This is a genomic window from Delftia lacustris, assembly GCF_040267515.1.
In the GTDB taxonomy this organism is placed as follows: domain Bacteria; phylum Pseudomonadota; class Gammaproteobacteria; order Burkholderiales; family Burkholderiaceae_C; genus Comamonas; species Comamonas tsuruhatensis.
On sequence record NZ_CP141274.1, the window covers coordinates 885,408 to 898,572 of the forward strand.

Sequence of the window (13,165 nt, forward strand, 5' to 3'; positions counted from 1 at the left end):
CCCTTTGCTGTACCATTCGGGCCAATTGAGAACTTCGGAGTATCCCCATGAGCGCCGTCGCAGAAATCACCGAAACCACCACCGCCGAAATGCCCACCCCGATCGTCTTCACCGACAGCGCAGCTGCCAAGGTGGCCGATCTGATCGCCGAGGAAGGCAACCCTGACCTGAAGCTGCGCGTGTTCGTGCAAGGTGGCGGCTGCTCGGGCTTCCAGTACGGCTTCACGTTCGACGAGATCACCAACGACGACGACACGACCATGACCAAGAATGGCGTGTCGCTGCTGATCGACGCCATGAGCTACCAGTACCTGGTGGGTGCCGAGATCGACTACAAGGAAGACCTGCAGGGCGCGCAGTTCGTGATCAAGAACCCCAACGCCTCCACCACCTGCGGCTGCGGATCGAGCTTCTCGGTGTAAGCCTTGTCGGCCGCGCTGCAGTGAAGCCCGCAGCAGCCCGCCGCACAACACGCCACCAACCGCCGCGCAGCAATGCGCAGGCGGTTTTTTAACGCCTGCGCCCTTCCTGCCTTGCCATGATTCCTGAAGACAAAAGCGCTTCCGCCTCCTCCACATCCTCCTCGCGTTCGGTGCTGCTATGGCTTGTGGCCATCGGCTTTTTCATGCAGACGCTGGACGGCACCATCGTCAATACCGCGCTGCCCACCATGGCCGAGGCCCTGGGCGAGAGCCCGCTGCGCATGCAGTCCGTCATCGTCGCCTATTCGCTGACCATGGCCATGCTGATCCCGGCATCGGGCTGGATGGCCGACCGCTTCGGCACGCGGCGCGTCTACCTGTGGGCGATTGCGCTGTTCGTGCTGGGATCGGTGCTGTGCGCGATTGCTCCCAACCTGCAACTGATGGTGGCCGCACGCGTGCTGCAGGGCATGGGCGGTGCGCTGCTCATGCCCGTGGGCCGGCTGGCCGTGCTGCGCGCCTTCCCGCGCGAGCAGTTCCTCAAGGCCATGAGCTTCGTGGCCATTCCCGGCCTGGTCGGGCCGCTGATCGGCCCCACGCTGGGAGGCTGGATGGTGGAGTACGTGAGCTGGCACTGGATCTTCCTGGTCAACGTGCCCGTGGGCCTGATCGGCCTGGCCGCTACCCTGCGCTTCATGCCCGTGGGCGACCGCTTCGCCGTCAAGCGCTTCGACGGCGTGGGCTATGCGCTGCTGGCCTTCGGCATGGTGGCCGTGTCGCTGGCGCTGGACAGCATGTCGGGCAAGGGCATCCACGGCGCCATGGTCTTCGTGCTGCTGATCTTCGGCCTGGCCAGCCTGGCCGCCTACTGGCTGCATGCGCTGCGCCGGCCCGACCCGCTGTTCGCCCCCGAGCTGTTCGCCGTGCGCAGCCTGCGCGTGGGCCTGCTGGGCAATCTGTTCTCGCGCCTGGGCAGCTCCTGCATGCCCTTCCTGATCCCGCTGGTGCTGCAGGTCTGCCTGGGCTTTTCGCCGCTGCAGGCCGGCATGATGATGCTGCCCACGGTGCTGGCCAGCATGGCCATGAAGCGCCAGACCACCACGCTGATCCAGCGCATCGGCTACCGCCGCGTGCTCATGGGCAACACCCTGGTGCTGTCGCTGATGATCGCCAGCTTCGGCACGGTCTCCACGGCGCTGCCGCTGTGGGTGGTCATCGTCCAGCTGCTGATCTTCGGCGCCACCAACTCCATGCAGTTCACGGCCATGAACACCGTCACGCTCAAGGACCTGGATGCCGGCAACGCCAGCAGCGGCAACAGCCTGCTGTCCATGGTGCAGATGCTGGCCATGGGCATGGGCGTGGCCGCCGCAGGTGCGGTGCTGGCCGGTTTCAGCGAATGGTTCGGCGGCGATACGCCGCAGCACACCCTCAATGCCTTCCGCGCCACCTTCGTCTGCATGGGCGCGGTGACGCTGGCCTCGACCATGATCTTCTCGCAGCTCGGCGACGATGAGGATGTGCGGCCCAAGCCTTTGGAGCCGGCCGAGCACGAGTGAGGGCTGTGCATAGCTTTTGAACCCTGAACCGCTGCAATCCGCACTTTTGTTGCGGGTTTACCCTTGTTTTTGGCAAGGATATATGGCAGCCCGCATAGGAAATATCGAGGCCGTCTTATGCGTTTGGGCGGGGCTGGACTTAATCTCGGGTACATCCGCAGGACTTACGCAAGCAAGAACGCAAACACGCCATCGCCACAGGGCCAGCGGCTTTCTTCCTCGGAATTTGCGTAAGTCGTGATCCGAACAGTCCACGCACCAGCAGTTGCCCCCACGAGCATGAGCCAGAGCCCCAGTTCCCAACCCATCCGCTTCTATCACCGCGGCCAGATCGTCGAGGTACAGGGGCCGCATCCCACGCGCTCGGTGCTCGACTGGCTGCGCGGCGACGCGCGCTGCACCGGTACCAAGGAGGGCTGCAACGAAGGTGACTGCGGCGCCTGCACCGTGGTCATCGCCGAGCTGGCCGAAGACGGCGCGCCCGACGCCGTGGGCGGCCTGCAGCTGCAGACGGTCAATGCCTGCATCCAGTTCCTGCCCACGCTGCACGGCAAGGCGCTGTTCACGGTGGAGGACGTCAAGGGCCAGTGCGCCGGCAAGCAGGGCTGTGCCACGGGCAAGCCCGCAGGCGGTGCCGAACTGCACCCCGTGCAGCAGGCGCTGGTGGACTGTCACGGCTCGCAGTGCGGCTTTTGCACGCCGGGCTTCGTGATGTCGCTGTGGTCGGCCTATGAGCACCACCAGCAGGCCGGCACGCGTCCCTCGCGCCAGCAGCTGGCCGACGAGCTGTCGGGCAATCTGTGCCGCTGCACGGGCTACCGTCCCATCCTGGATGCAGGCCAGCGCATGTTCGACCTGCCCGCCACGCGCATGGCCACCGACCCCGTGGTGCAGGCACTGCAGGGCCTGCGCGCGCAGGATGCCGGCTTGGACTACACCGCGCCCAACACTGCCCAGGGCGGCCGTGTGGACAGCTTCCACGCTCCGCGCACGCTGGATGAGCTGGGCGCCGTTTGCGAGGCCAAGCCCCGCGCGCGCCTGCTGGCAGGCTCCACCGATGTGGGGCTGTGGGTGACCAAGCAGTTCCGCGACCTGGGCGACATCGTCTATGTGGGCGACGTGGCCGAGATGAAGCGCGTCGAGGAACGTCGCGGCGCGGGCAGCCTGGACGGCGGCGAGCTGTACATCGGCGCCGGTGCCTCGCTGGAATCGGCCTGGTCGGCGCTGTCGCAGCGCTTCGAGGGGCTGACCGATGTCTGGCTGCGCTTTGCCTCCGTGCCCATCCGCCATGCGGGCACCATGGGCGGCAACGTGGCCAATGGCTCGCCCATTGGGGACTCGCCGCCCGTGCTGATGGCGCTGGACGCGCAGATCGAGCTGCGCAAGGGGGCACGCGTGCGCCGCATGCCGCTGCATGACTTCTATCTGGACTACATGAAGAACCAGCTGGAGCCGGGCGAGTTCGTGCAGGCATTGGCCGTGCCGCTGGACGCTGCACGGCGCCAGACCCGTGCCTACAAGATCAGCAAGCGCTTTGACTGCGACATCTCGGCGCTGTGCGCGGGGCTGGCCATCGAGCTCGATGGCGAGGTGGTGAAGTCCGCCCGCCTGGCCTTTGGCGGCATGGCTGCCGTGGTCAAGCGTGCGGCCCTGGCGGAGGCGGCCATCGTGGGCCAGCCCTGGGACCAGGCCGCAGTGAAGGCCGCCCAGGCCGCGCTGGCCCAGGACTTCAAGCCCATGTCCGACATGCGCGCCAGCGCCGACTACCGGCTCAGGGTGGCGCAGAACCTGCTGCAGCGCCTGTGGCTGGAGACACGTGCGCAGCAGCCGCTGCCGCTGCAGGCCACCAGCGTCTGGAGCGTGATGCCCCACGCAGTGCACCAAGGAGCCTGAAATGAACCGCCCCATCGACCCTTCCCTGCTGCACTCGTCCGAGGCCTTTGCGCATTACCTTAAGAACACCGCCTTCCGCGTGGACGAGCGTGCCGAGGCCGGCGCCCACATCCAGGGCCAGCGCGTGGGCATCAGCCGCCCGCATGAATCGGCCCATCTGCATGTGGCCGGCGAGGCCGCCTACATCGATGACCTGCCCGAGCTGGACGGCACGCTGCACTGTGCGCTGGGCCTGTCGCCCGTGGCCAATGGCCGGCTCAATGCGCTCAGGCTGGATGCCATCCGCGCCATGCCCGGCGTGGTGGCCGTGCTCACGGGCGAGGACATTCCCTGCGTCAACGACTGCGGCTCCATCATCCACGACGACCCCATCCTGTGCAGCGGCGAGATCCGCTACCTGGGCCAGCCGCTGTTCGCCGTGATCGCCGAAAGCCGCGAGGCGGCGCGCCTGGCTGCGGCCCAGGCCAAGGCGGCGGCCGACATCACGGCCGAGCCGCCCGTGCTCACGCCCCAGCAGGCGCATGAGCTGGGCCAGTACGTGCTGCCGCCCATGCACCTGGCGCGCAGCACGAATGAAGGCGGCTCGCGCCGCGCCATGGACGAGGCGCCGCACCGCCTGAAGTCCTCGTTCTACGTGGGCGGCCAGGAGCAGTTCTACCTGGAAGGCCAGATCAGCTACGCCATCCCCAAGGAGGACGGCGCCGTCCACCTGTACTGCTCCACCCAGCACCCCAGCGAGATGCAGCACCTGGTGGCGCATGCGCTGGGCGTGGCCTCGCACGCCGTGCATGTGGAGTGCCGCCGCATGGGCGGCGGCTTCGGCGGCAAGGAGTCGCAGTCGGCCCTGTTCGCCTGCGTGGCCTCGGTGGCCGCGACGCGGCTGCGCCGCCCCGTCAAGCTGCGCCTGGACCGCGATGACGACTTCATGATCACGGGCCGCCGCCACTGCTTCTGGTACGAGTACGAGGTGGGCTACGACGACGAGGGCCGCATCCTCGGCGCCGAGATCTCCATGGTCTCGCGCGCCGGCCACTCGGCCGACCTGTCCGGCCCCGTGATGACGCGCGCGCTGTGCCACTTCGACAACACGTACTGGCTGCCCGATGTGTCCATGCACGGCTACTCCGGCAAGACCAATACGCAGAGCAATACGGCGTTCCGCGGCTTCGGCGGCCCGCAGGGCGCGATCGCCATCGAGAACATCATGGAGACGGTGGCGCGCGAGCTGGGGCGCGACGCGCTCGATGTGCGCCGCGTCAACTTCTACGGCAAGACCGAGCGCAACGTCACGCCCTACAGCCAGGTCGTGACCGACAACATCATCCACGAGCTGGTGGCCGAGCTGGAGACCTGCAGCGACTACCGCGCGCGCCGCGATGCCATCGCCGAGTTCAACGCGGCCAGCCCCGTGCTCAAGCGCGGCCTGTCGCTGACGCCGCTCAAGTTCGGCATCTCCTTCAACGTCAAGCACTTCAACCAGGCCGGCGCCCTGGTCCATGTCTACAACGACGGCTCCATCCTCGTGAACCACGGCGGCACCGAGATGGGCCAGGGCCTGAACACCAAGGTGGCCCAGGTCGTGGCGCACGAGCTGGGCGTGGGCTTCGGTCGCGTGCGCGTCACGGCCACCGACACCACCAAGGTGGCCAACACCTCGGCCACGGCGGCATCGACGGGGGCCGACCTCAACGGCAAGGCCGCGCAGGACGCGGCGCGCCAGATCCGCGAGCGCCTGGCCGCCTGCGCCGCAGAGCGCCATGGCGGCCGCGCGGAGGACGTGCGCTTCGCCAACGACCAGGTCCACGTCAACGGCAAGGTGCTGGATTTCAAGGCCGTGGTGGGCGAGGCCTACATCGAGCGCGTGCAGCTGTGGTCCGACGGCTTCTATGCCACGCCCGGCCTCTCGTGGAACAAGGACACCATGCAGGGCCGGCCCTTCTTCTACTACGCCTACGGTGCCGCCGTGAGCGAGGTGGTGGTGGACACGCTGACCGGCGAGTTCAAGCTGCTGCGCGCCGACGTGCTGCACGATGTGGGCCGCTCGCTGAACCCCGCCGTGGACGTGGGCCAGGTCGAGGGCGCCTTCATCCAGGGCATGGGCTGGCTGACCACGGAGGAGCTGGTCTGGCATCCGCAAAGCGGCAAGCTCACCACGCACGCCCCGAGCACCTACAAGATCCCGACGGCCAACGACTGCCCGCCCGTGTTCAACGTGCGGCTGTTCGAGGGCGACAACTTCGAGGACTCCATCCACCGTAGCAAGGCCGTGGGCGAGCCGCCGCTGCTGCTGCCGTTCTCGGTGTTCTTCGCCATCCGCGATGCCGTCTCGGCCGCGGGCGGGCACCGCAGCAACCCGCCGCTGCAATCGCCGGCCACGCCGGAATCCATCCTGCGCGCCATCGAGGCCGTGCAGGCCGCCGGGAGCTGAGCGGACCGGCGCTGCCGCCCCCTCATTCCTTGAATCCGCGCGCAGCGATGCGCGCAACCAGGTCCATGGCCGCCCGGCAGGGTGCCATGCCTTGTGCCGGCCTGGACAGCCGGTGCTCAACCCTGGGCGCTTTCACAACCGTTGCGCCCCGCATGCGAAAACAACACGGAGACAATGCGATGAACTGGATGGAACGGGTGTTCAAGCTCAGTGAGCACGGCACCAATGTAAGAACCGAGCTGGTCGCGGGCCTGACGACCTTTCTGACGATGGCCTACATCATCTTCGTCAATCCCTCGATCCTGGGGGATGCGGGGATGCCCAAGGGGGCCGTCTTCGTGGCCACCTGCCTGATCGCGGCGCTGGGCACGACCATCATGGCGCTGTACGCCAACTATCCCATCGCGCTGGCGCCGGGCATGGGCCTGAACGCCTATTTCGCCTACGTGGTGGTGCTGCACATGGGCTTCACCTGGCAGGCCGCGCTGGGCGCGGTCTTCGTCTCGGGCTGCCTGTTCCTGCTGGTGACGCTGTTCGGCCTGCGGGAGCTGATCATCAAGGGCATACCGCAGTCCATACGCATAGCGATCACCGTGGGCATCGGCCTGTTCCTGGCGCTGATCGCGCTCAAGAGCGCGGGCATCGTCGCCGCATCGCCGGCCACCTTCGTGACCCTGGGCGACCTGCACAAGCCCGAAGTCATCCTGGCCTCGCTGGGCTTTCTGATCATCGTGGTGCTGGACCGCCTGAAGGTGCCGGGCGCCATCCTGATCGGTATCGTCGTGGTCACCGTGGCCTCGTTCTTCTTCGCGGGCAACGAGTTCCACGGCGTGTTCTCGGCGCCGCCCTCCATTGCACCCACCTTCCTGCAGCTGGACATCAAGTCCGCGCTGACCGGCGGCATCCTCAACGTGGTGCTGGTGTTCTTCCTGGTCGAGCTGTTCGATGCCACGGGCACGCTGATGGGCGTGGCCAAGCGCGCGGGCCTGCTGGTGCCCAGCCGCATGGGACGATTCAACCGTTCGCTGCTGGCCGACAGCGGCGCCATCTTCGCGGGCTCGCTGCTGGGCACCTCCAGCACCACGGCCTACGTGGAAAGCGCGGCCGGTGTGCAGGCTGGCGGCCGCACGGGCCTGACGGCGCTGACCGTGGCCGCGCTCTTCCTGTGCTGCCTGTTCCTGTCGCCCCTGGCCGGCGTGGTGCCCGGCTACGCCACGGCGCCCGCGCTGTTCTTCGTGGCCTGCCTGATGCTCAAGGAGCTGACCGAGATCGAATGGGGCGAGACCACCGAGGCCATCCCCGCCGCCGTCACGGCCCTGCTCATGCCCTTCACCTACTCGGTGGCCAATGGCCTGGCCTTCGGTTTCATCACCTATGCCGTGCTCAAGCTGTTCACGGGCCGTTCCAAGGAAGTGCACTGGATGGTGTGGCTGATCGGCGGCGTCTTCCTCTTCAAGTTCGTCTATATAGGCGGATAGCACCCCCTGAGGCGCTTGCGCGCCTTCCCCCGTATGCACGGCGCCCTCTCTCGCTTCGCGGGAGGGGGACGACGCCCTCGCCGCGAGGCGGCTCTTGCTCGGCGTCCCTGCTTTTGGGCCGCGCCAGTTTCATAGGCTTTGGGCTCAGGCAAGATGTTTGGTGGGCCCATGCTTGGCGGATGCCTTGCACGGTTTTTTTATGCGGGGTGGATGGCGCCCAGGATGCGCGGGCCGCGTGCGCCTGTGACGGCCGGCAGGTTGCCGGGCAGGCCCAGCAGGGCCTGGCGCGCCAGCCAGGCGAAGGCGGCGGCCTCCACCTGCTGCGGCGGCAGGCCGCGCGCGGCCGTGGTGTCCACGGCCACGCCGGGCAGCAGGGCGGCGATGCGCTGCATCAGCTGCGTGTTGAAGGCGCCTCCGCCGCAGACCAGCAGCTCGCCGCCGCCACGCCCGAAGCGCTGCACGGCACTGGCGCAGGCCCGGGCCGTGAATTCGGTGAGCGTGGCCTGCACGTCGGCGGGGCGGGCATCGGCGGCGCTGGTTGCACTGGCGGACAGATGGCCGGCCAGCCAGTCCGCGTGGAACAGGTCGCGCCCCGTGCTCTTGGGTGGCGGCTGCTGCAGGAAAGGCTCGGCCAGCAGGCGGTCGAGCAGGGCGGGCAGCACCTGGCCCGTGGCCGCCCACTGGCCGCCGTCGTCATAGGGCTGGCCCGTGTGCGTCTGGCACCAGCCGTCCATCAGCGCATTGCCGGGGCCGCAGTCGAAGCCCAGCACCGTGCCATCGCCCGCCAGCACGCTGAGATTGGCAATGCCGCCGATGTTGAGCACCAGTACCGTCTCGCCGGGCCGGCCGAACACGCCCTGGTGGAAGGCGGGCACCAGTGGCGCACCCTGGCCGCCAGCGGCCACGTCGCGGCTGCGCAGGTCGGCCACCACGGCAACGCCGCTGAGCTCGGCCAGCAGGGCCGGGCTGTTGAGCTGCAGCGTGTAGCCCGTGCCGTCGAACATCTGCGGCCGGTGGCGCACGGTCTGGCCGTGGGCGCCGATGGCTGCGATCTGGCCGGGCGCCAGGCCCGTGGCCTGCAGCAGTTCCCGCACCACCTCGGCATAGCTGCGCGCCAGCGCATTGGCCGCCAGCGCCGCGCGGTGCAGCTCGTCGCGGCCCTCGGGGGTGTTCAGGGCCAGCAGCTCGGCGCGCAGCGCGGCATCAAAGCCCCGGCTGGCATGCCACAGCACCTGCGTGCCTTCGGCAAAGTCCACGAGAACGCCGTCCACCCCGTCGAGCGAGGTGCCGGACATCAGGCCGATGCAGTAGCGGTGGGCGATGGGGGAGGGGGCTGGCTGGTTCATGCCGGCAATGGTAGCCCTGCGGGACCCCGGGGCTGGCGATCACAAAAGGATGCGCCTGAAACAACAAAGGCTGCCAGGGCAGCCTTTGCGTGATCGCAGCGATGGTTCAGCGTTCGCTGGCCAAGGCCAGCGCCTCGTTCGATGCCTGCAGCTCGATGCGCATCTGCGCGGCCATCTTGTCGAAGGCGGCGCGGCCGGCCTTGGAGACGGGGCGGGCGGCATCGGTGGCCTGGACGATGGTCATGGGGTCGCGGTGCTCGCCATTGACGCGGAACTCGAAGTGCAGGTGCGGGCCCGTGGCCCAGCCCGTGGAGCCCACGTTGCCGATGATGTCGCCCTGTTCCACGCGCTGGCCGCGCGTGACGCCGATGTGGCTCAGGTGGGCATAGACCGTGGTGTGGTTGTTGGCGTGGTCCACGAAGATCACGTTGCCGTAGCCGTTCTGCACTCCCGCGAAGGAGACGGTGCCGTCGCCCACGGTGCGTACCTTGGTGCCCGTGGGCGCCGCGAAGTCCGTTCCCAGGTGGGCTCGCCAGGTCTTGTGGATGGGGTGCATGCGCATGGCAAAGCCGCTGCTGATGCGCGAGAACTCCACGGGCGAGGTCAGGTAGGCCTGGCGGCGGCTCTTGCCGTCCATGGTGTAGTAGTCGCCCTTGGCCTTGCCTTCGTCCTGGAACCACAGGGCCTGCACGACCTTGCCGTTGTTGTGGAACTCGGCGCTGAGCACGCGGCCCGCGCGCAGCGGCTCGCCATCGGCTTCCAGCGATTCGTAGACCACCGAGAAGCGGTCGCCCTTGCGCAGGCCGCGGCGGAAGTCCACGTCGCCCTGGAAGATGTCGGCCATCTGCATGGCCACGGCGTCGGGAATGGAGGCCGCATCGGTGGCGGCGAACAGCGAGCTGCGGATGATGCCGCCGGCCAGGCGCGGCGAGGCGGTCAGCTTGCCCGTCTCGATGCGTGTGCTCAGTTCATTGTTCTTGCGCTCGACCACGAGGCGGCGGAAGCTGCCGTCCTCGTCGGGTGCCCAGCGCACGGTCAGCAGGGACAGCTGGTGGTCGGGCGTGGTCTCGGCCGTCACCAGGCGGCCGGCGCGGCCCAGCACATGCTGGCGCACCTGGTCGTTGCCGCGCATGAAGGCGGCGGCGGCCGGATCGGCCACGCCCAGGCGCTGCAGCAGGGTTTCGGCCGTGTCGCTGCCACGCGTGTATTCGGAACGGTACAGGGACATGCCCTGCACACTGTCGGTCAGCTCGGCCAGGGTCTGGCCTTCTGCCAGCGATTCCACGGGCGTGGAGAGCATGCGCACCGGCAGGTCGGCCGGATCGGGTCCCAGGTTGGCCACGGCGAAGGCGCCGCCGCCGCCCGTGAGCAAGATGGCTGCCAGTGCTGCGGTGACACGCTGGGGGTGTTGCTGGATCACGGAGGTCAGCCGCGCAACAAGAGCACCGCTGGCATGGTTCAAGCCATATTTCACAACATCAGATCCTTGGGTTGCGCGCATCCGGCCTGGGGGCCGGACAGCATCGCAGCGGCGGGATACGCTCTCCAGACGGGCAACAAGTCCGCGCTCTGTGGTGCGGAAAGGCGGGCGTCTAGAATTCGCCGCAGCGGGAAAATCCCCGGAGTATACCGACGCGGTCCTACGCGGCCTGGCGAAAAACCCTTATGAATCAATCTGCTGTTACAACATACCCGGTCACTGAAGGTGTAGGCCAAGCGCTTGAAATCACCCTGCGCGGCGTGGATGAACTGCTGCCCCAGGCCGACTGGGTGCAGAAACTGGCCCGCTCCGAGGCCACGGGCGTGCCGCTGCGCATCAAGCTGGGCCTGGATCCGACGGCGCCCGACATCCACCTGGGCCACACCGTGGTGCTCAACAAGATGCGCCAGCTGCAGGACCTGGGCCACCAGGTGATCTTCCTGATCGGCGATTTCACCACCCTGATCGGCGACCCTTCGGGCCGCAACAGCACGCGCCCGCCGCTGACGGCCGAGCAGATCAAGGTCAACGCCGAGACCTACTACACCCAGGCCGCCAAGGTGCTGGACCCGGCGCGCACCGAGGTGCGCTACAACAGCGAGTGGTGCGACAAGCTGGGCGCGCGCGGCATGATCGAGCTGTCGGCCAAGTACACGGTGGCCCGCATGATGGAGCGCAACGACTTCCACCAGCGCTTCACCGAGGGCAGCTCCATCAGCCTGCATGAATTCCTCTACCCGCTGCTGCAGGGCTATGACTCGGTGGCGCTGCGCGCCGACCTGGAAATGGGCGGCACGGACCAGAAGTTCAACCTGCTCATGGGCCGCCACCTGCAGCAGGAATACGGGCAGGACACGCAGTGCGTGCTCACCATGCCGCTGCTGGTGGGCCTGGACGGCGAGCACAAGATGTCCAAGTCCAAGAACAACTACATCGGCATCACCGAGGACGCCAACACCATGTTCGCCAAGGTGCTGAGCATCTCGGACACGCTGATGTGGAACTGGTACACCCTGCTGTCGTTCAAGAGCCTGGCCGAGATCGCCGCGCTCAAGGCCGAGGTGGAAGGCGGGCGCAATCCCAAGGACGCCAAGGTGCTGCTGGCCAAGGAGATCACGGCGCGCTTTCACAGCGCGGCGCTGGCCGATGCGGCCGAGCAGGATTTCAACAACCGCAGCAAGGGCGGCATTCCCGACCAGATCGACGAGGTCAGCCTGTCGGGCGCGCCGCTGGGCATCGGTGCCCTGCTCAAGCAGGCCAACCTGGCGCCCTCGACCAGCGAGGCCAACCGCCTGATCGACGGCGGCGGCGTGCGCGTGGATGGCTCGGCCATCAGCGACCGGGGCCTCAAGCTCGAAGCCGGCACTTATGTGGTGCAAGTGGGCAAGCGCAAGTTTGCGCGCGTGACGCTGGGCTGATGCCCGCGCCGGGCCATGCGCCCGGCTGCACAGGAATGAAGGACGCCGGCATGCCCGCGTCCTTTTTTCATCGCCGGGCCGCCCCAAGATGAAAACGGCCCCCTCGGGGAGCGTGGGGGGGCATTTTTCAAGCCGGGGGCGATTCGACGGTTTCGCGCGTGACCTCGGCCTGCTCCTGCAGCCACCGGCAGAAGGCGGCCACCTCGGGACGCGCGGCGCTGCGCGGGCCCACGATCAGCCAGTAGGCCAGCGGCGATTCCAGCCGGTGCGCGGGCAGCACCTCGACCAGGTCGCCAGCCGCCAGCGCATCGGCCACCAGCGGCAGGCGTGCAATGGCCAGGCCCTGGCCGGCCAGGGCGGCCTGCACGATCTGGTGGGCGTAGTTGAAGTACAGCCAGCGCGGCGGCTGCAGCTGGTCGCAGCCCTGCACGCCGAACCAGCGCTGCCAGCCCAGCCACTCCAGCTGGGGCATGCGGTGGGCGTCGCCGGTCTCGATCAGCGTGTAGCGGGCCGCGTCGGCCGGTGTCCTGAGCGGCGGGCCGCCGGCCAGCAGGCGCGGGCTGGCCACCACGGCCAGCTGCTCGCCGAACAGGCGCTGCGCCTGGGGCCAGCCGTCGCCCGCGCGGCCGTAGCGCAGTGCCAGGTCCACGTCGGTGGTGTCCAGGTCCATCACGGTGTCGCTGGTGTCGATGCGGATGTCGATATCGGGCCAGGCGCGCTGGAAGGACTCCAGGCGCGGGATCAGCCACATGGCGGCAAAGCTGGCCCAGGTGGTGATGGCCACGCTCTTGCGGCCCACGGTCTGGCGGATCTGGCGCACCGAGGCGTCGATCTGCTCCAGCGCGGGCGCCACCGAGCGCAGCAGCTGGGCGCCGGCCCCGGTCAGCTCCACGGCGCGCGTGTGGCGCAGGAACAGCGGCACGCCGACTTCATCCTCCAGCGACTGGATCTGGCGGCTCACGGCCGACTGCGTCAGCGACAGCTCGTCGGCGGCCGCGCGGAAATTCAGGTGCCGGGCCACGGCCAGGAAGGCACGCAGATGGCCGGCTCCGATGGCGCGTGTGCGCAGCAGGGGAACGGGTGCAGTGGTGGCATGGGGCATGGCGCCGCCAGCATACGTCAATCGTGTGACCGGCCGCAG

At 68.2% G+C, this 13,165-nt stretch carries 9 protein-coding genes; 6 read left to right on the top strand and 3 right to left on the bottom strand.

Going from position 1 to position 13,165, the window contains the following annotated elements:
• The first annotated feature begins 47 nt into the window (after positions 1-47).
• The 5 genes from erpA (at position 48) to U6958_RS05525 (ending at position 7,780) form a co-directional block, all read left to right on the top strand.
• Complete coding sequence (gene erpA / locus U6958_RS05505; protein WP_013800449.1) at positions 48-422, top strand: iron-sulfur cluster insertion protein ErpA; 375 nt, start codon at positions 48-50, stop codon at positions 420-422.
• Positions 423-538: 116 nt separating this feature from the next.
• Entirely contained in the window at positions 539-1,981 is a 1,443-nt protein-coding gene (gene mdtD, locus U6958_RS05510; RefSeq protein WP_074922478.1) for a multidrug transporter subunit MdtD, read from the top strand.
• 279 nt (positions 1,982-2,260) lie between these two features.
• Complete coding sequence (xdhA, locus tag U6958_RS05515) at positions 2,261-3,874, top strand: xanthine dehydrogenase small subunit (RefSeq protein WP_074922477.1); 1,614 nt, start codon at positions 2,261-2,263, stop codon at positions 3,872-3,874.
• Between the two features lies 1 nt (position 3,875).
• Entirely contained in the window at positions 3,876-6,302 is a 2,427-nt protein-coding gene (gene xdhB, locus U6958_RS05520; RefSeq protein WP_074922469.1) for a xanthine dehydrogenase molybdopterin binding subunit, read from the top strand.
• Between the two features lie 179 nt (positions 6,303-6,481).
• On the top strand, positions 6,482-7,780 hold the full coding sequence (locus tag U6958_RS05525; protein ID WP_016448452.1) for an NCS2 family permease: 1,299 nt from the start codon (positions 6,482-6,484) through the stop codon (positions 7,778-7,780).
• A gap of 197 nt (positions 7,781-7,977) precedes the next feature.
• Here the strand turns inward: U6958_RS05525 and U6958_RS05530 are convergent, their stop codons facing one another.
• Positions 7,978-9,126, bottom strand: coding sequence for an anhydro-N-acetylmuramic acid kinase (locus U6958_RS05530; protein WP_074922467.1), 1,149 nt, complete (start codon positions 9,124-9,126; stop codon positions 7,978-7,980).
• 106 nt (positions 9,127-9,232) lie between these two features.
• Positions 9,233-10,600, bottom strand: a complete 1,368-nt coding sequence (locus U6958_RS05535; RefSeq protein ID WP_404997199.1) for a peptidoglycan DD-metalloendopeptidase family protein — start codon at positions 10,598-10,600, stop codon at positions 9,233-9,235.
• Positions 10,601-10,791: 191 nt separating this feature from the next.
• On the opposite strand from U6958_RS05535, the gene tyrS reads away from it, so the two are divergent.
• Positions 10,792-12,024, top strand: a complete 1,233-nt coding sequence (gene tyrS / locus U6958_RS05540; RefSeq protein WP_026062926.1) for a tyrosine--tRNA ligase — start codon at positions 10,792-10,794, stop codon at positions 12,022-12,024.
• Positions 12,025-12,151: 127 nt separating this feature from the next.
• Here tyrS and U6958_RS05545 read toward each other — a convergent pair whose 3' ends face one another.
• On the bottom strand, positions 12,152-13,126 hold the full coding sequence (locus U6958_RS05545) for a LysR substrate-binding domain-containing protein (RefSeq protein ID WP_012207701.1): 975 nt from the start codon (positions 13,124-13,126) through the stop codon (positions 12,152-12,154).
• Between the last annotated feature and the right edge of the window lie 39 nt (positions 13,127-13,165).